Raw genomic sequence first — 22,512 nt, forward strand, 5'->3', positions numbered from 1 at the left:
ACGAGATTCCCCGGCTGCGCGAATAATCTGTCGCCGGGCCTGTCGGCAAAGATTCAAATCCTAATCTTGCACCAACCCGACGCTGTTCCCTTTTGCAGACAACCGTCTATTGAACCCAGTCGCTCGGCAAAAGTTCCAACTATTTATAGCCTTGTGTGTGGAACATCGAGCAACCCTGACGAGATAAACAGCCTTTCATCCTCGAAACGGTCGCCTTGTCGCCCATCCACCAAAATCGTGATCCGACGAAGCGTCACGGTTGTGTCATTCTGGTTTCACATTGCCATGAATACGCCGCTATTGTGCCGATCCCCCTCTCTATATACTAGTGGGCTGCATGGCTGCCTGACCCCATTGAAACGGATGTCTTGCGCCAACCCCGACCCGGGTCGTTTTGAGCGGAAACCTTTCGAATGAGCCAACAGTTCCAACACGATGTTCTGGTAATCGGCAGCGGCGCCGCCGGATTGAGCCTGGCGTTGACACTGCCTGAGCATCTGCGCATCGCAGTACTGAGCAAAGGCGACCTGGCCAACGGTTCGACATTCTGGGCCCAGGGTGGCGTCGCGGCCGTGCTGGATGACACCGACACTATTGAATCGCATGTCGATGACACCCTCAATGCCGGGGGCGGCCTGTGCAATCCAGAAGCCGTGCGTTTCACCGTCGAGCACAGCAGGGAAGCCATACAGTGGCTGATCGACCAGGGCGTCCCCTTCACGCGTGACGAGCAATCCGGTACCGAAGACGGTGGTTTCGAGTTTCACCTGACCCGCGAGGGCGGTCACAGCCATCGGCGCATCATTCACGCTGCCGACGCCACCGGTGCGGCGATTTTCAAGACGTTGCTGGCCCAAGCCCGCCAGCGGCCCAATATCGAGCTTCTGGAGCAACGCGTCGCGGTCGATCTGATTACCGAAAAACGCTTGGGCCTAGACGGTGATCGGTGCCTGGGTGCCTACGTGCTCAACCGTGGCACCGGGGAGGTCGACACCTACGGCGCCCGCTTCGTGATCCTGGCCTCCGGCGGTGCCGCGAAAGTCTACCTTTACACCAGCAACCCCGACGGCGCATGCGGGGACGGCATTGCCATGGCCTGGCGTTCAGGCTGCCGGGTGGCGAACCTGGAATTCAATCAGTTCCACCCCACATGCCTCTACCACCCGCTGGCCAAGAGTTTCCTGATCACCGAGGCCCTGCGCGGCGAAGGTGCTCACCTGAAACTTCCTAACGGCGAGCGTTTCATGCAGCGCTTCGATTCCCGCGCCGAACTGGCGCCCCGGGATATCGTCGCCCGGGCCATCGACCACGAAATGAAGCGCCTGGGCATCGACTGCGTCTACCTGGACATCAGCCACAAGCCCGAAGCATTCATCAAGAGCCATTTCCCCACGGTGTACGAGCGTTGCCTGGAGTTTTCCATCGACATCACCAAGCAACCGATTCCGGTGGTGCCAGCGGCGCATTACACCTGCGGCGGGGTGATGGTCGACCAACAGGGGCGCACTGACGTACCGGGCCTGTATGCCATTGGCGAAACCAGCTTCACCGGCCTGCACGGCGCCAACCGCATGGCCAGCAACTCGTTGCTGGAATGTTTCGTCTACGCCCGCTCGGCGGCAGCGGACATTCTTGAGCAATTGCCGCAGATCGCCGCCCCATCCACCCTGCCCTCGTGGGACGCCAGCCAAGTCACCGACTCAGACGAAGATGTGATCATCGCTCACAACTGGGACGAACTGCGGCGCTTCATGTGGGACTACGTCGGCATCGTGCGCACCAACAAACGCCTGCAGAGGGCGCAGCATCGGGTGCGGCTGTTGCTGGATGAAATCGATGAGTTCTACAGCAACTACAAAGTTAGCCGCGACCTGATCGAGTTGCGCAACCTGGCCCAGGTCGCTGAACTGATGATTCGTTCAGCCATGGAACGCAAGGAAAGCCGCGGGCTGCACTACACGCTCGACTACCCGGGCCTGCTGCCCGAAGCGTTGGACACTATCCTGGTGCCGCCCACCTACGCCGGCTGAACTTGAGCCGAACCCGCAGGCGCCGATGCAGATCCGGCGCCAGCGCATCGCGGGGCACACACAGCGAGCGGACCCGCCACTCCCCCCGCAGGCGAAAACGCAGCACGATAATCATCGGCAATGCCAGGCTGTCAGGGCGCAATTGCACCGCCTGCCAGCCAGATGCCCTGTTCCACAGCTGCCAGCCATCGGCGTCACGACGCAACCGGCAAAAAGCCTGACGGTGGGTCAACAATAGATGCCGCGGTAGCGTCCAGGCACCATGGGCCAGGCACAGCAGCACGCCGAGGCTGATTAACCAGAACGGGACGGACAACAGCAACAACGAACCCAAGGCAAAGGCCTGGGCCAGGAGATAGGCCGCCAGCAGTTGCCCGGAAGCCTGCCAGCGGCATTCAAAGCGATTACTTGGGCTGGACACGGTCCAGAATCATCCGAACCATGCGCTGCAGCTCCGGGTCTTCGGATTCGCTGCGCTCCATGAACCAGCCGAACATGTCCTGATCCTCGCACTCGAGCAGACGCACGTAGCACGCACGGTCGACGTCGTTAAGGTGGGGATAAACTTCTTTCACGAACGGCACCAGCAACACGTCAAGCTCAAGCATGCCGCGGCGGCTGTGCCAGTAAAGGCGATTCAGTTCAACATCTTCGACCATGGAGCGCTCCTCAAATAGAGCGCAAGTATACAGGCCCCACCGCGATGGAACAGACGGCTCGGGTCAGGCACCACCGATCCTTTGTGAACTACCCATTTCAAGGGCGCCCCCTTATGATGTCCACCAGACTTTTTACCCTGCGATGACCCATGGCTGATTCCGCTTTTTTCTGCACCCTGTCCCACGAAGGCGTTCTCGCGGTCCGCGGCGTGGACGCTGGCAAATTCCTGCAAGGCCAATTGACCTGCAACCTCAACTACCTGAGCGACAGCCGGGCCAGCCTCGGTGCCCGCTGTACCCAGAAGGGCCGGATGCAATCGAGTTTCCGCATCCTGCTCGAAGGCGATGGTGTACTGATGGCAATGGCCAGCGAATTGCTCGAACCGCAACTGGCGGACCTGAAAAAGTATGCCGTGTTCTCCAAATCCAGACTGACCGATGAAAGCACCGCCTGGGCTCGCTTCGGCCTGGAGAACGCCGACACGGCGCTCGCAGCCTTGGGCCTTGAGCTGCCGGCCGAGACCGACAGCGTCGTTCGTCATGATGGCCTGATTGCCATTCGCGTCTCTCCGAACCGCGCCGAACTTTGGGCGCCCGCCGAACAGGCCGACCCGCTGTCAGCCCGGCTGCGCGAACAGTTGACCGAGGGCGAGCTGAACCAGTGGCTGCTGGGTCAGATCCGCGCCGGGATCGGCCAGGTCATGCCGGCTACCCGCGAACTGTTCATTCCGCAGATGCTCAATCTGCAAGCCGTTGGCGGCGTGAGCTTCAAGAAAGGTTGCTACACCGGCCAGGAAATCGTCGCCCGCATGCAGTACCTGGGCAAACTCAAGCGGCGCCTGTATCGGCTGCAAATGGATGCCGGTGAACTGCCCGAGCCTGGCACCCCCTTATTTTCACCCACGCACGGCAGTTCTATCGGTGAAGTGGTGATGGCCGCTCACGCCGAACGAAACATTGAACTGCTGGCGGTGGTACAGGCCGAAGCTGCAGAAGATGACAATTTGCACCTCGGCGCGCTGGAAGGCCCGGGCCTGCAATTGCTCGACCTGCCTTACGAACTGGACCGCGACCGCGAAATCCAGCGCTGATCGCAGCATTTTGTCGTAATACCCTAGAGAAACGAAATGAGCGATTTGGCGGATAAGGTCCAACGGGATTTGGTGGAGGCCATCGATAACGATGACCTGGTTCTGCCAACATTACCGGAAGTGGCCCTGCAGATTCGCCGGGCCGCCGAAGACCCGGAAATCAGCGTCAGCAACCTGAGCAAGGTGATTGGTCGTGACACGGCGCTTTCGGCGCGCCTGATAAAAGTGGTCAACAGCCCACTGCTGCGTGCGACCCAGGAAGTCACTGACCTGCACACAGCCATCACCCGGCTGGGAGTCAACTACAGCAGCAACCTGGCCATCGGCCTGGTCATGGAGCAGATTTTCCATGCCCGTTCCGAAGTGGTGGAACAGAAGATGCGCGAAGTCTGGCGTAAAAGCCTGGAAATCGCCGGTGTCTGCTATGCGTTGTGCCGGATCTATACGCAACTCAAACCCGATCAGGCCGCGCTGGGTGGGCTGGTGCATCAGATCGGCGTACTGCCGATTCTCACCTACGCCGAAGACAACAATGAATTGCTGTCTGACCCGGTCAGTCTCAATCACGTCATCGAGACGATTCACCCGGTGCTGGGAGACAAGTTGCTCAGTGTTTGGGAGTTTCCAGAAAGACTGGTGAAGCTGCCGGGGCTGTATCTGGACTTCACCCGAGATTCGAAGCAACTCGATTACGTCGACCTGGTGCAGGTAGCTGCGTTGTATTGCTACAAGGACTCCGACCACCCCCTGGGCAGGATCGATGCCTTCGGGGTACCGGCCTTCAATAAGCTGGGCATCGACCCGGAAAACAAAGCCCGGTGCGCGGAGATCGAAGAAGCGCGGTCGATGTTTTATTAAGCAACCAGGCTCAAGCCCCCGAACTTGAGCTCAGGCACTGAACCTGTGCCGAGGGGATTTATCCCCGCTGGGGCGCGAAGCGGCCCCTGGCGTTCTGTCTGATACACCTAAATCGCCAGTTTGGGGCTGCTTCGCAGCCCAGCGGGGATAAATCCCCTCGCCACAATAGGGCTTGGCTCGGGTTCAATCTGAACCGGGGATAAAGCTCACCCTAACTTTCAAACCACCCTCCTGCCCATCATGCAGCGTGATTTGCGCCAGGTGCGCACGGCAGATTTCACCGACGATAGCCAACCCCAGACCCGAACCGGCCACTTGCTGATTGCGTCGATAGAAGCGCTCGAACACGCGGTCTCGCTCATGCGGCGGGATGCCCGGCCCGTCGTCCTCGACCTCAAGCACCGCAGGCGCTGTGACCCGCAGGATCACATTGCCGCCCGATGGGGTATGGGCCAGGGCGTTGTCCACCAGGTTGCTCAACAACTCGTTCAACAAGGTCGGCTCACCTCGCAGCCATACCGGTTCGTCGGCTTCCAAAGCCAACGCCACGCCACGGGCATGGGCCAACGGGGCCATGGCCATACCCAGCTCCCGTGCCAATTGGCTGAGATCAAGCAACTGCGCGCCGCCCTCGGCGATGGCCCGGGCACCATTTTCGACACGCGCCAGGGACAGCAACTGATTCGCCAGATGGGTCAACCGATCCGTGCCTTGGGCCGCGGTTTCCAGGGTTTCACGCCAGATTGCCGGCTCGCTGGCGCGTAGCCCCAGCTCGAGCCGGGCCTTCAGCGCAGCCAAAGGCGTGCGCAGTTCATGGGCGGCGTCGGCGATGAATTGCGCCTGACGCTCGAATTGCCCGCGAAGACGCTCGGTGAAATGGTTGAGGGCCCGCACCAGTGGCCAGAGTTCATGCTGGACCTCCACCAGGGGCAATGGCCGCAAATCATCCGGCTGACGCTCCTCCACCGCCGTGCGCAAGCGCTCCAGGGGGCGCAAGGCGGCACTGACGGCGAACCACACCATCAGCAGCGCGCCCACCGCCAGCATACCCAGGCGCAACAGTGTGTCGGCCATCAAGCCGCGGGCCATGCTGATCCGCGCCTCTTCGGTTTCCGCCACGCGAATCTCCGCCATGCCGTTCATGTTCGGTTCACTCACCGCCTTGAGCAGGCTCACCACCCGCACATCCTGCCCCTGATAGCTGGCGTTATAAAAGCGCGCCAGGGCCGGGTAATCGTCGGTACGCGGCGTACCGGGCGGTGGACCTGGGAGGTTTTCGTAGCCGGAAATCAGCTTCTGGTGGATGTCATTGACCTGGTAGTAAATACGCCCGGCGCTGTCGTAGGCAAAGGTATCCAGGGCCACGTAAGGCACATCCGCGCTGAGGCTGCCGTCGCGTTGCGACAGGCCGGCGGCAATGGTCCGGGCGGAGGCCAGCAGCGTGCGGTCGTAGGCCGTGTCCGCGGCTTCGCGACCGTTCCAGTAAGCACTCAGGCCGCTGGCGAGCATCAGTACCACCAACAGCAGTGCCAGGTTCCAGAGCAGTCGCCAACGCAAACTGTCGGGCTTATGCATCGCGGGTTTCCAGCAGGTAGCCGAGGCCACGGAATGTCACGATCGCCACGGCATGGCCGTCGAGTTTCTTGCGCAGGCGGTGGACGTAGATTTCGATGGCATCGGGGCTGGCCTCTTCGTCCAGGCCGAACACCTGGGCCGCAAGCTGCTCCTTGCTCATCACCCGCCCTGGCCGGGCGATCAACGCCTCCAGCACGGCCTGCTCGCGGGAAGTCAGGGTCAGCAATTCGTCGTCGAGGGTGAAGCGGCGGGTGTCCAGGTCATAAATCAACCCACCACAGCGCTGCTGGCGTTCGCCCCCCAATACGCTACGGCGCAACAGTGCCTTGACCCGAGCCTCCAGCTCCGTGAGCTCGAACGGCTTGGCCAGGTAATCGTCAGCACCCAGGTTCAGGCCATGAACCCGGTCCTTGACGTCGCTACGGGCAGTCAGCATCAACACCGGTAAGGTCTTGCCGCGGGCCCGCAGCCGGGCCAGCACCTCGAAACCGTCCATGCGTGGCAGCCCCACATCGAGAATCGCGACCGCGTACTCCTCGCTGCTCAAAGCCAGGTCAGCCGCCACCCCGTCGTGCAGCACATCCACGGTCAAACCGGTGCTCTTGAGCGCCTGGGCTACACTTTCGGCCAGCTGGAGATGGTCTTCGACGAGCAGGACACGCATTGGATTTCACCTCGATTCAGGGATGGTCGGCACCATTCTGTGGCGCGGAGTTTACAGCCGCATCCACCTCTGTGAAGCCAAAAACATCGTGAAAGCTTTTGAAAGGTTAGCGAAAGGTTGGCCGGTTACAGTCCTCCAACGGCAAGTTTCGACTGCCGGTCGCGAGGCACCTCGCGAACGAAAAACGCCCCGAAGCGTTTTCGCCAAATAAGAACAATAGAGCGGAGTATTCACCATGCTGTCCATACAGCCCCAGGCCCCGACGCCTGCTCGCCCTTCCCGCCTCAACCAGATCGCCTTCACTTGCGCCGCCGCTTTCGCCGGTCTTGCACCGTCGTCTCTGTGCGTCTACGCCACGTGACCTATCGCTCCTGATGGCCCGCTGTCGATTCCCGAAGGGTCCGACAACGGCAAATGTGCAACACACAACAACAACTCCTGTGGAGACAAAAATGAACCTATCACTGCGTAAAGTAGCCCTGGCCGCTGGTTGCCTGATGTTCGCCGGGCAGTTGCTCGCCGAACCCAAGCGTCCGGAATGCATCGCCCCGGCCGCGCCTGGCGGCGGTTTTGACCTGACGTGCAAATTGGCCCAAAGCGCCCTGGTGAACGAAAAACTGCTGACCAAACCGATGCGCGTGACCTACATGCCCGGCGGCGTCGGTGCAGTGGCCTACAACGCAGTGGTCGCGCAGCGCCCGGCCGACGCCGGCACGCTGGTGGCCTGGTCCAGTGGCTCGTTGCTGAACCTGGCCCAAGGCAAATTCGGGCGTTTCGACGAAAACGCCGTTCGCTGGTTGGCAGCCGTTGGCACCAGCTATGGCGCCATCGCGGTCAAGAGCGATTCGCCCTACAAGAACCTCGATGATCTGGTACAGGCACTGAAGAAAGATCCAGGCTCCGTGGTCATCGGTTCCGGCGGCACCGTGGGCAGCCAGGACTGGATGCAAACCGCGCTGATCGCCAAGGCCGCCGGTATCGACCCGCGCAAACTGCGCTACGTGGCGCTCGAAGGCGGTGGCGAGATCGCAACGGCCCTGCTGGGCGGCCATATTCAGGTAGGCAGTACGGACATCTCCGACTCCATGCCACACATCCAGAGCGGCGACATGCGCCTGCTGGCGGTGTTCGCCGAGAAGCGCCTGGATGAGCCGGAAATGAAAGACATCCCGACCGCCCGTGAACAAGGCTACGAGATCGTCTGGCCAGTGGTTCGTGGCTTCTACCTCGGGCCGAAGGTCAGTGATGAAGACTACGCCTGGTGGAAAAATGCATTCGACAAGCTGCTGGCTTCCGAAGACTTCGCCAAGCTGCGTGACCAGCGCGAACTGTTTCCGTTCGCCATGACCGGTCCGGAACTGGACACCTACGTGAAGAAGCAAGTGGCCGACTACAAGATGCTGGCCAAAGAGTTTGGCCTGGTCCAGTAATCGCCTCTGTTCTCGCGGCGGCGCCTGCATCACTGCGGCGCCGCCCAGGAGTTAGTCATGCTCATCCAACGTATTTTCGCTTCAGTGCTGCTGCTGGTTTGCGTCGGCCTCGCGCTGATGGCCTGGCCCTACCAGGCAGCCTTTTCCTATGAACCGGTCGGGCCGCGCGCCTTCCCCTTGCTGATGATCGGGCTGCTGAGCCTGGCCCTGCTTTATATGGTGTTTCGTCCGACGCCCATCGTGCACAGCGACGAAGATCCGCAACTGGATCGCGAGACCCTGCAGAAAATCGGCATCTGCGTAGTGCTGCTGCTGATATTCGCCGGGACCTTCGAACCCCTGGGTTTCATCCTCGCCAGCATTTTGGTCGGGGTTCCGATGGCGCGCCTGTATGGCGGTCGTTGGGTGCCGAGCGTGGTGATCATCAGCCTGATGGCCATCGGTCTCTATCTGTTGTTCGACAAGCTGATGGACGTGCCGCTGCCCCTGGGCCTGCTCGACGTCCTGGAGAATTGATATGGATACCCTGAATTATCTCGGCCAGGGTTTTGGCGTTGCACTGACCCCCTACAACCTCGTTACCGCCCTGAGCGGCACCCTGATCGGCACCGTGGTCGGCCTGCTGCCGGGCCTGGGCCCGATCAATGGCGTGGCGTTGCTGATCCCGATTGCATTCGCCCTCGGTCTGCCACCGGAGTCGGCCCTGATCCTGCTGGCGGCCGTATACCTGGGTTGCGAATACGGCGGACGAATCAGCTCGATCCTGCTCAACATCCCGGGTGAAGCCTCCACCGTCATGACCACCCTGGACGGTTACCCGATGGCCCGCAAAGGCATGGCCGGCGTCGCCCTTTCGCTGTCGGCGTGGAGTTCGTTCCTCGGTGCATTCATTGCCACTTGCGGGATGGTGCTGTTCGCCCCGCTGCTGGCCAAATGGGCGATTGCCTTCGGACCGGCGGAATATTTCGTGCTGATGGTGTTCGCCATTGTCTGTCTCGGCGGCATGGCCGGAGACCGCCCGCTCAAGACCTTCATCGCGGCGCTGATCGGGCTGTTCCTGTCCTGCGTCGGGATTGACGCCAACAGCGGCGTCTACCGTTTCACCGGGGACAATATCCATTTGACCGACGGCATCCAGTTCGTCGTGCTGGTGCTGGGCCTGTTCTCCATCAGTGAAATTCTGTTGCTGCTGGAAAAGACCCATCGCGGCCAGGAAGCGGTGAAAGCCACCGGGCGGATGATGTTCAACGTCAAGGAAGCGGCGTCGGTGTTCTGGGTGAACATGCGATGCGGCGTGCTTGGCTTCATCATGGGCGTGTTGCCAGGTGCCGGTGCGACGCTGGCCAGTGCCGTGGCGTACATGACGGAAAAACGCATCGCCGGTGCAAGCGGTACGTTCGGCCAAGGTGACAAGCGTGGCCTCGCCGCCCCGGAAACCGCCATCGGCGGCGCCGCCTGCGGTGCGTTGGTGCCGATGCTGACCCTGGGTGTTCCGGGTTCCGGCACCACGGCGGTGATGATCGGCGCGCTGTCGCTGTACAACATCACTCCAGGTCCACTGCTGTTCCAGCAACAACCTGACATCGTCTGGGGTCTGATCGCTTCGTTGTTCGTCGCCAACATCATGCTGGTGATCCTCAACATCCCGATGATCCGCGTCTTCACCCGTATCCTGGCCGTGCCGAACTGGGCATTGGTACCGGTCATCGCGATCATCACCGGGATCGGCGTCTACGCGGTGCACGCCACCACGTTCGACCTGTTCCTGATGATCGGTATCGGCATCTTCGGTTACATCCTGCGCAAGCTGGACTTCCCGTTGTCGCCGGTCCTGTTGGGCTTCATCCTCGGTGGCCTGATGGAACAGAACCTGCGTCGTGCGCTGTCGATTTCCAACGGTGCGCTGGAAATCCTCTGGTCGAGCCCGATCACCCTGGGTTGCTGGGTATTGACCGTCATCATGCTGCTGATGCCATTGTTGCGGATCTGGCGCCGTCGCTCGGCTCAACGTCGCGCCCTGGCCAATGTCTAAAGCTACACTCAGACAATGGTGGGGAACACCGCTGGTCGGTCTGGCCGGCGGTTATCTGGCCAGCCTGATCGGCTGGCCTTTGCCCTGGATGGTTGGCTCGTTGCTGGCGATCATCCTGGTGCGCTGCCTCACACCGTGGCAACTGATGGAAATCCCTGGCGGCCGTAAATGCGGCCAGTGGGTGGTCGGCATCGGTATCGGCCTGCACTTCACCCCGGTGGTGATGGAGCAGGTGCTGAGCCATTTTGGCCTGATCTTCTTCGGCGCGCTGATCACCAGCGTGTCTAGCGTGGTGAGTGTGTGGCTGATGCGCCGCACTGGCGAAGACCGCGCCACCGCTTTCTTCTCCAGCATGCCGGGCGGTTCCGGCGAGATGGTCAACCTCGGTGCCCGCAATGGCGCCGACCTGAGCCGCGTCGCTGCCGGCCAGAGCCTGCGGGTACTGGTGGTGGTGCTGTGCGTACCGGCCGCTTTCAAATACTTGCTCGGCGAAGGCGCCCCGGTGCAGCACGCTGCCACGGTGGATTGGCTGTGGCTGGCGCTGCTGTTCCCGGCAGGCGCCCTGCTCGCCTGGGGCTGGGAGCGTTTGCGCCAACCCAACCCGTGGCTGTTCGGACCGTTGCTGGTGAGTGCGGCGGTGAGCATCGGCTGGGATCTGCACATCGGCCTGCCCGACGGCGGCAGCCAGATCGGCCAGTGGTTGATCGGCAGCGGATTGGGTTGTCATTTCAACCGGCAGTTCTTCCGCCGCGCGCCGTCGTTCATGGGACGTACGCTGATTGGCACGGTGTTGACGATGCTGATCGCAACCCTCGCGGCCCTGGGCCTGAGCACGCTGACCCACCTGGACTTGCGGTCACTGACCTTGGGCATGATGCCCGGCGGTATTGCGGAAATGAGCCTGACGGCGGAGACGCTGCAACTGTCGGTACCGCTGGTGACGGCGTTGCAGGTGATGCGGCTGCTGTTTGTGCTGTTTCTGGCGGAGCCGTTGTTCAGGTATTGGATTCGCAAGCCGGGTTCGGTCTGATCGTCCGCGGCGCCTTCATCGCGAGCAGGCTCGCTCCCACAGAATATTGCGGCGCACACAAATCAGTGTGGGAGCGAGCCTGCTCGCGATGGGGCCCGTCAGCTGGGCGCATTAAACCGGCGGCAACCGCCAATCAATCGGCGCTTCGCCCTGTTGCTCAAGAAACTTGTTGGCCCGACTGAAATGCCCGCACCCCAGAAAACCGCGGTAAGCCGACAGCGGCGACGGGTGGACGGAGGTCAGCACCAGGTGTTTGGTGGCATCGATCAGCTTCTGCTTGCCCTGGGCATGGGCGCCCCACAGTAGAAAGACCAAATGCGGCTGGTGCTCACTGACCACTTCAATGACCCGATCAGTAAAGTGCTGCCATCCTTTGCCCGCGTGGGAATTGGCATTGGCACGCTCCACGGTCATGGTGGTGTTGAGCAACAACACCCCCTGGTCGGCCCAACTTTGCAGGTAGCCGTGATTCGGGATGTCGATATTCAGGTCGCGTTTCAATTCCTTGTAGATGTTCACCAGCGAGGGCGGCGCCGGCACGCCCGGCTGCACCGAAAAGCACAAGCCATGAGCTTGGCCTGGGCCGTGATAAGGGTCCTGGCCGAGGATCACGACCTTGACCTTGTCCAGCGGCGTGGAGTTGAGGGCATTGAAAATCAACGATGCCGGTGGGTAAATTTCCTTGCCGGCGGCGTACTCCCGACGCAGAAATTCACGCAACTCTGCCATATAGGGCTGGTCGAACTCGGCACGCAGGGCTTGCTTCCAGCTCGGTTCGAGTTTGATACGGTCGTCAGCAGTCATGGTTGCACCCGGTAAAAACAATGGGCGCACCCTAGGAAAGCCTACATGGCTTGTCAATTGATCTGACGCAGAACCGGCACTTTCCTACGCAGCGGTCATACTGATCATTCAAATTTCTGATCGAGGTCACGATGAATCTGCACTTCGAAGAACTCACTGGCATCAATGGCGCCCGTATCGGCATCGCCACCCTGGATGCTGAAAAATCCTTGAATGCCCTCTCCTTGCCGATGATCAACGCCCTGCGCGATCGTCTCGACGCCTGGGCCAGAGAACCGCAAATCGTCTCTGTATTGTTGCGCGGCAACGGCGCCAAGGCGTTTTGCGCCGGCGGCGAAGTGCGCAGCCTGGTAGAGGCCTGCCGCGCTCAACCAGGTGAAGTACCGCCCTTGGCGGCGCAATTTTTTGCCGCGGAGTACCGACTGGACTTCAACCTGCACACTTTTCCCAAACCCTTGGTGTGCTGGGGCCATGGCTACGTGCTTGGCGGCGGCATGGGGCTGTTGCAAGGCGCGAATATTCGGATCGTCACACCGAGCACGCGCCTGGCGATGCCGGAAATCAGCATCGGCCTGTACCCGGATGTCGGCGCCAGTTGGTTCCTGTCGCGGCTGCCCGGCAAGCTTGGCCTGTTCCTGGGCCTGACGGGCGCCCATATGAATGCCCGGGACGCCATTGACCTGGGTCTGGCCGACCGTTTCCTGTTGGATGAACAGCAGGACGATCTGATCGAAGGCCTGCTGCAACTCAATTGGCAGGAACAGACGCCCATGCAGCTCAACAGCTTGCTCAAGGCCTTGCAACAGGAAGCCGTCGCCCAATTACCCGAGGCGCAATGGCTACCGCGCCGGCAGAAAATCGACGAATGGCTGGATGTCAGCGATGTGCGCTGCGCCTGGAAAACCCTCAGCCTGCTGGTGGACCATTCAGACCCATTGATCGCCCGGGCGGCCAAGACCATGACCGAAGGCTGCCCGCTGACTGCTCATCTGGTCTGGGAACAGATCGCCCGAGCCCGGCATTTGTCATTGGCAAGTGTGTTGCGCATGGAGTACACCTTGAGCCTCAACTGCTGCCGACACCCTGAATTCAGCGAGGGCGTGCGGGCGCGGCTGATCGACAAAGACCACAAGCCCCGCTGGCACTGGCCGGACATCAACCATGTCCCCGCAGCAGCGGTCGAGGCGCATTTTCACAAGGCCTGGGAAGGGCGGCATCCGCTGGCGGATTTGTCTAACGAGTAAAGAACCTGGGTGGCACACCCGTGAGAGTGACATTCTGTGAGAGCGACATTCTGTGAGAGCAAAGCTTGCTCGCGATAGCGGTATGCCAGTCGCCGGGAAGCTAACTGATCCCCTGTCATCGCGAGCAAGCTTTGCTCCCACAAGCGTTATCCCATCGGGTTTGTTACAGGCACAAAAAAGCGGCGCTCAATGCGCCGCTTTTTGCTGCCGATGAATCAGCGGTGGTTACGCCGTCCATCATGATCACCGCGTCCCCGATGATCACGTCCGCCTCGACCACGACGGTCGTCATTCCAGCCGCCCCGGTTATGGCCGTCCCAGCCGCCCCGGTGTGGATGAGACCGGTATGCCGTGCGCGGTGGCGAGTAGTAGCGCGGGCCATGTTGGTAGTAGCGCGGCGCCGAGTAATAGCGCGGTGCCGGTTGGTAATACCGCGGTGCGTAATAGCCGCGCGGTGCCGAGTAGTAGCTCCCGCCACCGTAATAGACCGGCGCCGGTGAGGTGTAGACCTCGGAACGGTAGTAGCTTGAGCCTCCGTCGTAAGGAACACATGCCGAAAGTGTCAAACCCAGAAACGCAATGAGCAGAAGTCGTCGATACATGGCGGCCTCCTGGACCGCTAATGAGCCACATCAGCGACGCTGGCGGGCGGCAGTCATCTATTGGGTGACTGACGATTAATCTGACAGCGAAATCCGAATCTGGTGCGCCCCGGCAATAAGTTGAAACATGTGCTCCGTGCCTCATCCCGGTGCGATAAAGCACCACAACCATGCACAAACCCACTGGCGACGCCGCGCTGTTCTCCCCCCCACCCGCTTTGGACCGGGCCTTTACGCTACTTGGCACGGCTCTCGCTTTAACAAACTCCGTGCAGGAGTCATCACAGGTTCGCGGCACCACAATTTGCAATGGCTGACTAGGGTTCCGGCTCGCCTCTGGCGAGTGGCTGGTCCGAGAGTTGGCGACCTCCAGTTGAGGTTACACGGCGGGACAAAAGCCCGGGAGACAAGCCACCGTTCGCGGTGCCGCGTTGCTCCTGTCCGCCCTTGATCAACTGGAGAACCACCATGCTCAAGCTTCGTCTTTGCGCCCTGCTCCTCGCTACGTTCTCGGCCCTCGTAAGCCCCTCGTCCCCTGCCGCGCAAAAAGACCATTTCAGCGTCTGCTGGACCATTTACGCCGGATGGATGCCCTGGGAGTACGCCGGCAGCCAAGGCATTGTCGATAAATGGGCGAAAAAATACGGCATCACCATCGATGTCGTGCAGCTCAACGACTACGTCGAATCCATCAACCAATACACCGCCGGTCAGTTCGATGGCTGCACCATGACCAACATGGACGCCTTGACCATTCCCGCCGCCGGCGGCGTGGACAGCACCGCGCTGATCGTCAGCGATTTTTCCAATGGCAATGACGGCATTGTGCTCAAGGGTGACGGCAAGAAAGTCGCCGACCTCAAGGGCATGGACGTCAATCTGGTGGAGTTGTCGGTCTCCCATTACCTGCTGGCCCGCGCCCTGGACTCGGTCGGTCTCACCGAGAAAGACCTCAAAGTCGTCAACACCTCCGATGCCGATATCTCCGCGGCCTTCAATACCGACCAGGTCAAGGCCGTCACCACCTGGAACCCGATGCTCTCGGACATCAAGGCCCAGCCCGGCGTGAGCGAGGTGTTCAATTCCAGCCAGATCCCTGGGGAGATCATGGACATGATGGTGGTCAACACCCAGACCCTGCAGGACAACCCGGCCCTGGGCAAAGCGTTGACCGGTGCCTGGTTTGAAGTGGTGGCGCTGATGGATGCAAAAAACGCCGCCAGCAAGACCGCACTCGAACACATGGCCAAAGCCTCGGGCACCGATCTGGCCGGATTCCAGTCGCAACTGGACACCACCAAGCTGTTCGCCACGCCCAAGGAGGCCTTGAGCTTCGCCACCAGCGAGCAACTGCCCGCCACCATGCGCAAGGTCGCCGAGTTTTCGTTCCAGCACGGTTTGCTCGGCGAAGGCGCCAAGGACACCAACGCAGTCGGCATGACGTTTGCCAATGGCGTGACCAGCGGCGACAAGGCCAACCTCAAGCTGCGCTTTGACCCGACCTACGTGCAACTGGCCGCCGACGCCAAGCTGTAAACCGGAGGAGCTGGCATGCGCCTGATCAACCGCTATCCGGATCGCCCCAGCCGCCTGTTGTTGGTGATCCTGCCCTTCGCGCTGGTGCTGTTCGCCTACTTTATGGGCTCGGCCGAACGGTTGACGGACAACCCCAACGACAAGCTGCTGCCCAGCGCAGTGCAGATGGCCGATGCAGTCAAACGCCTGGCCTTCACCGCTGACGTGCGCAGTGGCGATTACCTGCTCTGGCAAGACACCGCATCGAGCCTGCGCAGACTGGCAATCGGCCTGGGCATCAGCGCCTTGGCCGGCCTGTGCCTGGGCATCGCCGCCGGCACGCTGCCGCTGTTCGGCGCGCCGCTCTCGCCGTTGCTCACCGTGCTGTCGATGGTGCCTCCCTTGGCGATCCTGCCCATTCTGTTCATCGTCTTCGGTCTGGGAGAATTGTCGAAAGTGATGCTGATCGTCATTGGCATCACCCCGTGTCTGGCCCGGGACCTGGAACAGCGCGCCCGGGAAATTCCGGTCGAGCTGCTGATCAAGGCCCAGACCCTCGGCGTTTCGACCTGGACCTTGATGCTGCGGGTGGTGCTGCCGCAATTGCTGCCACGCCTGTTGATTTCCCTGCGGCTGATGCTCGGTTCGGCCTGGCTGTTTCTGATCGCCGCCGAAGCCATCGCCTCCACCGATGGGCTGGGCTATCGGATTTTCCTGGTGCGCCGGTACCTGGCGATGGATGTGATCTTGCCGTACGTGGTGTGGATCACCTTGCTCGCCTGGCTGATGGACTGGGGTCTCAAGCACCTGACCCGGCGAGCGTTCCCCTGGTATGAGGGGGCGAAGGCATGAGTTTCATCAAGGTCAATAACGTCTGGCAGCAGTACGCCGATCAGGTGGTGCTCGAACGCTTGAACCTGAGCGTCGCCGAAGGCGAGTTCTGCACGCTGGTGGGGGCGTCGGGTTGTGGCAAATCAACCTTTCTGCGGCTGCTCTTGGGCCAGGAGCGCGCCAGTCGCGGGCAGATTCTGCTGGACGGTGAGCCTCTGGCTGGTGAGCCGGATGCCAGCCGTGGCGTGGTGTTCCAGCGTTACTCAGTGTTCCCGCACCTGACGGTGCTGAACAACGTTGCCCTGGGCCTGGAACTGCCGCGCTCGCCGCTGCTGGGACGCCTGTTCGGCAGCGCCAAACGCCAGGCCCGTGAAGAGGCCGCGCATCTGCTGAACAAGGTCGGCCTCGGCCATGCACTGGACAAATACCCGGCGCAGTTGTCCGGGGGCATGCAACAGCGGCTGGCCATCGCCCAGGCGCTGATCATGAAACCCCGTGTCCTGTTGCTGGACGAACCCTTCGGCGCACTCGATCCCGGCATTCGCAAAGACATGCACGCCCTGTTGCTGGAGCTGTGGCGCGAAACCCGCTTGACGGTGTTCATGGTCACCCATGACCTGTCCGAAGGATTCAGCCTCGGCACACGCCTGCTGGTGTTCGACAAGGTTCGCGTCGATCCCCATGCCCCCGGCGCCTATGGCGCGCGCATCACCTATGACATTCCACTGAACAGCGACCGCCGCACCGCCCGTGCCGCCGTCGACGCCCTGCCCGCCGAACTGGCCGGCGCATTGCGTATCGCTTGAAAGGAGTTTTCCCATGACCGATTCGACCCAATTGTTTCCTCCCTTCGCCGAAGAGCTGCTGCCCGGTGGCGGCCACCGTTCCTTCGTGCTCAAGCGCGGTCAACTGCTGCGCCTGACCGATCTGCGCGGCGGGGCCAACGTGAGCCTGACGCTGCTCAATGCCAATGAGAAAACCGAGCGCCTGAACCTGCCCGACAGCCTCAAATGCCAACACACCGCCAAACTCACCACCGGCCATTGCCTGTACTCGGACATGGGCCGGGTGCTGGCGGCGATCACCGCCGACACGTGCGGCTGGAGCGATAGCCTAGGCGGTGTGCTCTGCGCCGAGGAAGTGGCCGAAAAATACGGCCAGGGCCGCTATCAGGAACTGCGTAACGGGTTCTTTCGCAACGGCACCGACAACCTGTTGGTGGAGCTGGGCAAATGGGGGTTGGGCCTGTCCGACCTGCTGATGACCCTCAACCTGTTCAGCCGGGTCGATGTCGATGAGGCCGGCAACTTTCACTTCGTTGAAGGCAACGCCAAGGCCGGCGATTACATCGAACTCTACGCACCGATGGACACCCTGGTGGTGCTGACTGCGCTGCAACACCCGATGGACCCGAACCCGCAATACGCCCCGCAACCGCTCAAGCTCAGCTGGATGAACGCCGAGCCCAGCGTGGCCGAGCACTGCCGCAACTCGCGCCCGGAAAACCAGCGCGGCTTCATCAATACCGACCGCCTGTTCGCCTGAGGATCGCTGCCATGTCACTTGCCATCGCCACCCTGCAAAAGCAGCCCGACGCCGCTATCTACCGCGCCACCATTCCCGCCGGGGAACCCTGGCTGGTGGAGGTCAAGGCCGGCCAGACCCTGCGCATCCTCGACCTGGAAGGCAACCAGGCGGTCGATACGCTGTTCTACAGCCTGGCCAATCCCAAGGAACGCTACGACGTGCAGCGCACCCTGCGCCGGCAGAACAGCGTGTACCTGAGCACCGGCAGCGTGCTGTATTCCAACCTCGGCCAGCCCATGCTGACCATCGTTGAAGACACCTGCGGGCGCCACGACACCCTCGGTGGCGCCTGCGCCCAGGAAAGCAACACCGTGCGCTACGCCCTGGAAAAACGCTACATGCACAGCTGCCGCGACAACTACCTGCGGGCCTGCGCCCACGACGGTCGTCTGGGCAAGGGCGACATCGGACCGAACATCAACTTCTTCATGAACGTGCCGGTCACCGCCGACGGCGGCCTGACGTTCGAGGACGGGATTTCGGCGCCCGGCAAATACGTCGACCTGCGGGCCGAGATGGACGTGATCGTCCTGATCTCCAACTGCCCGCAACTGAACAACCCGTGCAACGCCTACAACCCCACGCCAGCGGAGCTTTTGATATGGAACTGAAACTCACCCGCCTGCGCCGCTGGCTGTTTGCCTTGTGCCAGAGCCGGTCGGGGCAGTGCATCAAATAAACACTGATTTCATGAACACCCTCAAACCCTTGTGGGAGCGAGCCTGCTCGCGATGGCAGCAGCACATCCAACACTGATGTAACTGACAGACCGCTATCGCGAGCAGGCTCGCTCCCACAGGGGAGTCGGGTGTTTGGAGGTTTCGCTCACGGGGACGACCCCGTCGGCCATCGAAAACTGCGGGACGGCCCGCATCCCAGTTCAGGCAGCACGCATGCCTGAGGGGGCAATGCCATGTTCGAAAAAATCCTCATCGCCAACCGTGGCGCCATCGCCTGCCGGATCCTGCGGACCCTGCGCGAGCTGAAGGTCGAAGGCGTCGCGGTGTATTCCCAGGCCGATGCGGCCAGCTTGCATATCCTGCAGGCCGACGAAGCCCACTGCCTGGGCGAAGGTGCGGCGGCCGGTACGTATCTGGCGGTGGACAAGCTGCTGGCAATCGCCAAAAGCAGCGGCGCGACGGCGATCCATCCCGGCTACGGCTTTCTCTCGGAAAACGCCGCCTTCGCGCAGGCCTGCGAGGCCGCCGGCATCGCTTTCATCGGCCCGACGCCAGAGCAACTGCGTGTGTTCGGCCTCAAGCACACCGCCCGCGACCTGGCTCGCCGGCACGGCGTGCCACTGCTCGAAGGCAGCGAACTGCTCGACAGCCTCGACGCCGCGCTACTGGCCGCCAACCAGGTCGGCTATCCGGTCATGCTCAAAAGCACCGCTGGCGGCGGTGGCATCGGCATGCGTGTCTCTCGCAATGCCGCCGAGTTGAGCGAGTCATTCGAAGCGGTCAAGCGCTTGGGCCAGAACAACTTCAGCGATGCCGGCGTGTTCATCGAGAAGTACATCGAGCGGGCTCGGCATCTTGAGGTTCAGGTATTCGGTGACGGCCAGGGCCAGGTGATCGCACTGGGCGTGCGCGACTGCTCGGTGCAGCGGCGCAACCAGAAAGTCATCGAAGAAACCCCTGCGCCCAACTTGCCCGAAGGTATGGCCGAGGAGCTCTGCGCAGCAGCGATTCAACTGGCCCAGGCGGTCAACTACCGCAGCGCCGGCACCGTGGAGTTCGTGTTCGACAGTGACGCCGGGCGCTTTTACTTTCTGGAAGTGAACACCCGCCTGCAAGTGGAGCACGGCGTCACCGAACAAGTGTGGAACGTCGACCTGGTGCGCTGGATGGTGCAACTGGCCGCCGGGGACCTGCCGCCCCTGAGCGAGTTGAGCCAGGGGTTGCGAGCCCAGGGTCATGCGATTCAGGCGCGCGTGTATGCCGAGGATCCAGGCCGGGACTTCCAGCCGAGCCCGGGGCTGCTGACCGCTGTGCAATGGCCGCCAGCCGACGGCAAACAACTGCGCATCGACACCTGGGTCGAGGCCGGCTGCCAGATTCCACCCTACTTCGACCCGATGATCGCCAAAGTCATTCGTTGGGCGCCGACCCGTGAGCAGGCACGCCTGGGTTTGCATCAAGCGCTGAATGAAAGCCTGTTGTACGGCGTGGAAACCAACCGCGACTACCTGCAACAGATTCTCCTCGATGCACCCTTTGCCAGCGGCCAGCCCTGGACTCGCTGCCTTGAGGCGCTGGTCTATCGCGCCCACACTTTTGAAGTGCTCAGCCCCGGCACCCAGACCAGCATTCAGGACTACCCCGGCCGACTCGGCTATTGGGCGGTGGGTGTTCCGCCATCGGGACCGATGGACAGCCGCTCGCTGCGCCTGGGCAATCGCCTGCTGGGCAACGAAGAAGGCGCTGCGGCGCTGGAAATCACCATGAGCGGGCCGTTGCTGCGTTTCAACTGCGCTGCCAGGGTGGCCGTGACCGGCGCGGTCATTGCGCTGACCCTCGATGGCGAAGCTGTGCCGATGAACACTGCGCTGTCGATTCCTGCCGGTTCCACGTTGGCGATCGGCACCATCGCCGGCGCCGGGGCGCGCAGTTACTTGTGCCTGCAAGGCGGCGTGCAAGTGCCGGATTACCTGGGCAGTAAAAGCACCTTCACCCTCGGCCAGTTCGGCGGCCATGGGGGGCGGGCCTTGTGTACCGGCGACGTGTTGCACCTGGCGCCCCTGGATGAGCGCGCGACCGTGGCGCACACGAGCGAGCCCACTCTGGAGCTGCCCGACGTGCGCCAGGTCCGCGTGATTTACGGCCCCCATGGCGCGCCGGAATACTTCACCGAGCGCTACATCCACACCTTCTTCGACACGGCCTGGGAAGTGCATTTCAACTCCAGCCGAACCGGCGTTCGCCTGATCGGACCGAAACCCGAATGGGTACGCGCCGACGGCGGCGAGGCCGGACTGCACCCTTCCAACATCCATGACAACCCGTATGCCATCGGCGCCGTGGACTTCACCGGCGACATGCCCGTCATCCTCGGTCCCGACGGCCCGAGCCTGGGTGGTTTCGTCTGCCCGGTGACGGTGATCGAGGCGGATCTTTGGCAACTGGGGCAACTGAAGGCCGGGGACAGGGTGCGGTTTGTGCCGGTAGACCTGAAGACCGCCCGCTCTCTGACCTTGGAATGGAATCAATGTGGGAGCGAGCCTGCTCGCGATGAAGTGGATGCGGAGTCTGATCTGGCCCCATCGCGAGCAAGCTCGCTCCCACAGGGGTTTGGGTCGCCAGTGGTGTTGGATATCGGTCAGGACGATACCCGTCTGGTGGCGAGATTGGCCGGCGACACGCACCTGCTGCTGGAGATAGGCGCTCCCGAACTGGATCTGGTGCTGCGTTTTCGCGCCCATGCCTTGATGCAGGCGCTGGAGCACAAACAGTTGCCCGGCGTAATCGACCTCACGCCGGGCATTCGTTCGTTGCAAGTGCATTACCAACCCGAACAACTGCCGCTGGCCGAACTACTGCAAATCCTCAGCGGTGAATGGGACGCGGTGTGCGCCGCGCAGGATCTGCAGGTGCCGTCACGCATCGTGCACCTGCCGCTGTCCTGGGACGATCCGGCTTGCCAGCTGGCCATCGAAAAATACATGACCACGGTGCGCAAGGACGCGCCCTGGTGCCCGAGCAATCTGGAGTTCATCCGCCGTATCAACGACCTGCCCAACCTCGACGCAGTGCAACGCACGGTGTTCGACGCCAGCTACCTGGTGATGGGCCTTGGGGATGTCTACCTCGGCGCGCCGGTCGCCACGCCACTGGACCCTCGGCATCGGCTGGTGACCACTAAATACAATCCGGCCCGCACCTGGACTGCGGAAAACTCGGTGGGCATCGGCGGCGCGTACATGTGTGTGTATGGCATGGAAGGCCCAGGTGGATATCAATTCGTCGGGCGCACGTTGCAGATGTGGAATCGTTATCGCGAGGTCGCCGCATTCGACGGCAAACCCTGGCTGTTGCGGTTCTTCGACCAGATCCGCTTCTACCCGGTCAGCGCCGATGAACTGCTGCGCATCCGCCGGGACTTCCCGCTGGGCCGCTTCGACCTGAACATCGAACACGGTCAACTCAACCTTGCTGATTACCAGCGCTTCCTGGCGCAGGAGGCGGACAGCATCGCCGCGTTCCGAGCGCAGCAACAAGGCGCCTTCAATGCCGAGCGCGAGCGCTGGATCGCCAGTGGCCAGGCACACTTCGACAGCGAAGAACCGGCACCCGCGCCTAGCGAAGATTCACTGCTGAGCGAAGATCAACTCAGTGTCGATAGCCACATCGCTGGCAATCTCTGGCAGGTCCAGGTGCAGGTGGATGCTCGGGTCAGCGCGGGTGACGTACTGGTGATTCTGGAGTCGATGAAGATGGAGATCCCACTCCTCGCCCCCGTGTCCGGAGTGGTGCGCCAGATTCGTGTACAGCCCGGCTCGGCGGTGCGCGCCGGACAACGTGTGGTGGTGCTGGAACGTGACTGAACTCAATCAAAGGATTA

The 22,512-nt window shown here is 61.9% G+C and carries 21 protein-coding genes and 1 riboswitch; of the genes, 15 read left to right on the forward strand and 6 right to left on the reverse strand.

Translation table 11 applies throughout. The features are described from left to right. The first annotated feature begins 413 nt into the window (after positions 1-413). Positions 414-2,030: an L-aspartate oxidase gene (gene nadB / locus BW979_RS23525; protein ID WP_076385963.1), complete on the forward strand. Its 1,617-nt coding sequence runs from the start codon at positions 414-416 to the stop codon at positions 2,028-2,030. On the opposite strand, the gene BW979_RS23530 is transcribed toward nadB, so the two are convergent. Next, positions 1,999-2,451 (reverse strand): protein YgfX, encoded by a 453-nt coding sequence (locus BW979_RS23530; protein ID WP_047227974.1) that lies wholly within the window; start codon positions 2,449-2,451, stop codon positions 1,999-2,001. The genes nadB and BW979_RS23530 overlap by 32 nt on opposite strands. Then, complete coding sequence (locus tag BW979_RS23535; protein ID WP_007930227.1) at positions 2,435-2,689, reverse strand: FAD assembly factor SdhE; 255 nt, start codon at positions 2,687-2,689, stop codon at positions 2,435-2,437. The genes BW979_RS23530 and BW979_RS23535 overlap by 17 nt, the downstream gene beginning before the upstream one ends. Before the next feature lie 149 nt (positions 2,690-2,838). Between BW979_RS23535 and ygfZ the strand changes: the two genes are divergently transcribed. Further along, positions 2,839-3,780: a CAF17-like 4Fe-4S cluster assembly/insertion protein YgfZ gene (gene ygfZ / locus BW979_RS23540; protein ID WP_076385965.1), complete on the forward strand. Its 942-nt coding sequence runs from the start codon at positions 2,839-2,841 to the stop codon at positions 3,778-3,780. A gap of 36 nt (positions 3,781-3,816) precedes the next feature. Further along, positions 3,817-4,638 carry an HDOD domain-containing protein gene (locus BW979_RS23545; RefSeq protein WP_047227976.1) on the forward strand — a complete coding sequence of 274 codons (822 nt, stop codon included), beginning with the start codon at positions 3,817-3,819 and terminating at the stop codon, positions 4,636-4,638. Positions 4,639-4,821: 183 nt separating this feature from the next. On the opposite strand, the gene BW979_RS23550 is transcribed toward BW979_RS23545, so the two are convergent. Further along, a complete protein-coding gene (locus BW979_RS23550; RefSeq protein WP_047227977.1) occupies positions 4,822-6,213 on the reverse strand; it encodes a sensor histidine kinase in 1,392 nt (463 codons plus the stop codon). Beyond that, positions 6,206-6,877 (reverse strand): response regulator, encoded by a 672-nt coding sequence (locus tag BW979_RS23555; RefSeq protein WP_047227978.1) that lies wholly within the window; start codon positions 6,875-6,877, stop codon positions 6,206-6,208. The genes BW979_RS23550 and BW979_RS23555 overlap by 8 nt, the downstream gene beginning before the upstream one ends. A gap of 235 nt (positions 6,878-7,112) precedes the next feature. On the opposite strand from BW979_RS23555, the gene BW979_RS27985 reads away from it, so the two are divergent. The 5 genes from BW979_RS27985 to BW979_RS23575 all read left to right on the forward strand — a co-directional run bounded on the left by BW979_RS27985 (position 7,113) and on the right by BW979_RS23575 (position 11,369). Beyond that, positions 7,113-7,238 carry a hypothetical protein gene (locus tag BW979_RS27985; RefSeq protein WP_256676726.1) on the forward strand — a complete coding sequence of 42 codons (126 nt, stop codon included), beginning with the start codon at positions 7,113-7,115 and terminating at the stop codon, positions 7,236-7,238. 91 nt (positions 7,239-7,329) lie between these two features. Continuing rightward, positions 7,330-8,307 (forward strand): Bug family tripartite tricarboxylate transporter substrate binding protein, encoded by a 978-nt coding sequence (locus tag BW979_RS23560; protein ID WP_047227979.1) that lies wholly within the window; start codon positions 7,330-7,332, stop codon positions 8,305-8,307. Between the two features lie 57 nt (positions 8,308-8,364). After that, entirely contained in the window at positions 8,365-8,823 is a 459-nt protein-coding gene (locus BW979_RS23565; RefSeq protein ID WP_047227980.1) for a tripartite tricarboxylate transporter TctB family protein, read from the forward strand. 1 nt (position 8,824) lies between these two features. Next, positions 8,825-10,339 carry a tripartite tricarboxylate transporter permease gene (locus BW979_RS23570; protein ID WP_047227981.1) on the forward strand — a complete coding sequence of 505 codons (1,515 nt, stop codon included), beginning with the start codon at positions 8,825-8,827 and terminating at the stop codon, positions 10,337-10,339. Further along, a complete protein-coding gene (locus tag BW979_RS23575) occupies positions 10,332-11,369 on the forward strand; it encodes an AbrB family transcriptional regulator (RefSeq protein ID WP_047227982.1) in 1,038 nt (345 codons plus the stop codon). The genes BW979_RS23570 and BW979_RS23575 overlap by 8 nt, the downstream gene beginning before the upstream one ends. 111 nt (positions 11,370-11,480) lie before the next feature. On the opposite strand, the gene ung is transcribed toward BW979_RS23575, so the two are convergent. Next, positions 11,481-12,173 carry a uracil-DNA glycosylase gene (ung, locus tag BW979_RS23580; RefSeq protein ID WP_047227983.1) on the reverse strand — a complete coding sequence of 231 codons (693 nt, stop codon included), beginning with the start codon at positions 12,171-12,173 and terminating at the stop codon, positions 11,481-11,483. A 131-nt stretch (positions 12,174-12,304) separates the two neighbouring features. Between ung and BW979_RS23585 the strand changes: the two genes are divergently transcribed. Then, entirely contained in the window at positions 12,305-13,417 is a 1,113-nt protein-coding gene (locus BW979_RS23585) for an enoyl-CoA hydratase/isomerase family protein (protein WP_076385967.1), read from the forward strand. A gap of 215 nt (positions 13,418-13,632) precedes the next feature. Here BW979_RS23585 and BW979_RS23590 read toward each other — a convergent pair whose 3' ends face one another. Next, positions 13,633-14,019, reverse strand: a complete 387-nt coding sequence (locus BW979_RS23590) for a hypothetical protein (protein WP_076385969.1) — start codon at positions 14,017-14,019, stop codon at positions 13,633-13,635. 306 nt (positions 14,020-14,325) lie between these two features. Then, positions 14,326-14,427, forward strand: a riboswitch (guanidine-I (ykkC/yxkD leader). Between the two features lie 60 nt (positions 14,428-14,487). On the opposite strand from BW979_RS23590, the gene BW979_RS23595 reads away from it, so the two are divergent. The 6 genes from BW979_RS23595 (at position 14,488) to uca (ending at position 22,495) form a co-directional block, all read left to right on the forward strand. After that, positions 14,488-15,555, forward strand: a complete 1,068-nt coding sequence (locus BW979_RS23595) for a putative urea ABC transporter substrate-binding protein (RefSeq protein ID WP_076385971.1) — start codon at positions 14,488-14,490, stop codon at positions 15,553-15,555. A 15-nt stretch (positions 15,556-15,570) separates the two neighbouring features. Next, positions 15,571-16,386, forward strand: a complete 816-nt coding sequence (locus BW979_RS23600) for an ABC transporter permease (RefSeq protein ID WP_076385973.1) — start codon at positions 15,571-15,573, stop codon at positions 16,384-16,386. Next, positions 16,383-17,171, forward strand: a complete 789-nt coding sequence (locus tag BW979_RS23605) for an ABC transporter ATP-binding protein (protein WP_047227987.1) — start codon at positions 16,383-16,385, stop codon at positions 17,169-17,171. The genes BW979_RS23600 and BW979_RS23605 overlap by 4 nt, the downstream gene beginning before the upstream one ends. 13 nt (positions 17,172-17,184) lie before the next feature. After that, positions 17,185-17,910: an urea amidolyase associated protein UAAP1 gene (locus BW979_RS23610; RefSeq protein WP_047227988.1), complete on the forward strand. Its 726-nt coding sequence runs from the start codon at positions 17,185-17,187 to the stop codon at positions 17,908-17,910. An 11-nt stretch (positions 17,911-17,921) separates the two neighbouring features. After that, on the forward strand, positions 17,922-18,563 hold the full coding sequence (locus tag BW979_RS23615) for an urea amidolyase associated protein UAAP2 (RefSeq protein WP_047227989.1): 642 nt from the start codon (positions 17,922-17,924) through the stop codon (positions 18,561-18,563). 302 nt (positions 18,564-18,865) lie between these two features. After that, on the forward strand, positions 18,866-22,495 hold the full coding sequence (uca, locus tag BW979_RS23620) for an urea carboxylase (RefSeq protein WP_076385975.1): 3,630 nt from the start codon (positions 18,866-18,868) through the stop codon (positions 22,493-22,495). Positions 22,496-22,512: the final 17 nt, after the last annotated feature.

Source organism: Pseudomonas sp. A214, assembly GCF_900156295.1.
Taxonomy (GTDB): Bacteria; Pseudomonadota; Gammaproteobacteria; order Pseudomonadales; family Pseudomonadaceae; genus Aquipseudomonas; species Aquipseudomonas rhizophila.

Coding starts and splice junctions, on each gene's coding strand:
- nadB (WP_076385963.1), top strand. CDS start 414: ATGAGCCAACAGTTCCAACACGATGTTCTGGTAATCGGCAGCGGCGCC.
- BW979_RS23535 (WP_007930227.1), bottom strand. CDS start 2,689: ATGGTCGAAGATGTTGAACTGAATCGCCTTTACTGGCACAGCCGCCGC.
- ygfZ (WP_076385965.1), top strand. CDS start 2,839: ATGGCTGATTCCGCTTTTTTCTGCACCCTGTCCCACGAAGGCGTTCTC.
- BW979_RS23545 (WP_047227976.1), top strand. CDS start 3,817: ATGAGCGATTTGGCGGATAAGGTCCAACGGGATTTGGTGGAGGCCATC.
- BW979_RS23550 (WP_047227977.1), bottom strand. CDS start 6,213: ATGCATAAGCCCGACAGTTTGCGTTGGCGACTGCTCTGGAACCTGGCA.
- BW979_RS23555 (WP_047227978.1), bottom strand. CDS start 6,877: ATGCGTGTCCTGCTCGTCGAAGACCATCTCCAGCTGGCCGAAAGTGTA.
- BW979_RS27985 (WP_256676726.1), top strand. CDS start 7,113: ATGCTGTCCATACAGCCCCAGGCCCCGACGCCTGCTCGCCCTTCCCGC.
- BW979_RS23560 (WP_047227979.1), top strand. CDS start 7,330: ATGAACCTATCACTGCGTAAAGTAGCCCTGGCCGCTGGTTGCCTGATG.
- BW979_RS23565 (WP_047227980.1), top strand. CDS start 8,365: ATGCTCATCCAACGTATTTTCGCTTCAGTGCTGCTGCTGGTTTGCGTC.
- BW979_RS23570 (WP_047227981.1), top strand. CDS start 8,825: ATGGATACCCTGAATTATCTCGGCCAGGGTTTTGGCGTTGCACTGACC.
- BW979_RS23575 (WP_047227982.1), top strand. CDS start 10,332: ATGTCTAAAGCTACACTCAGACAATGGTGGGGAACACCGCTGGTCGGT.
- ung (WP_047227983.1), bottom strand. CDS start 12,173: ATGACTGCTGACGACCGTATCAAACTCGAACCGAGCTGGAAGCAAGCC.
- BW979_RS23585 (WP_076385967.1), top strand. CDS start 12,305: ATGAATCTGCACTTCGAAGAACTCACTGGCATCAATGGCGCCCGTATC.
- BW979_RS23590 (WP_076385969.1), bottom strand. CDS start 14,019: ATGTATCGACGACTTCTGCTCATTGCGTTTCTGGGTTTGACACTTTCG.
- BW979_RS23595 (WP_076385971.1), top strand. CDS start 14,488: ATGCTCAAGCTTCGTCTTTGCGCCCTGCTCCTCGCTACGTTCTCGGCC.
- BW979_RS23600 (WP_076385973.1), top strand. CDS start 15,571: ATGCGCCTGATCAACCGCTATCCGGATCGCCCCAGCCGCCTGTTGTTG.
- BW979_RS23605 (WP_047227987.1), top strand. CDS start 16,383: ATGAGTTTCATCAAGGTCAATAACGTCTGGCAGCAGTACGCCGATCAG.
- BW979_RS23610 (WP_047227988.1), top strand. CDS start 17,185: ATGACCGATTCGACCCAATTGTTTCCTCCCTTCGCCGAAGAGCTGCTG.
- BW979_RS23615 (WP_047227989.1), top strand. CDS start 17,922: ATGTCACTTGCCATCGCCACCCTGCAAAAGCAGCCCGACGCCGCTATC.
- uca (WP_076385975.1), top strand. CDS start 18,866: ATGTTCGAAAAAATCCTCATCGCCAACCGTGGCGCCATCGCCTGCCGG.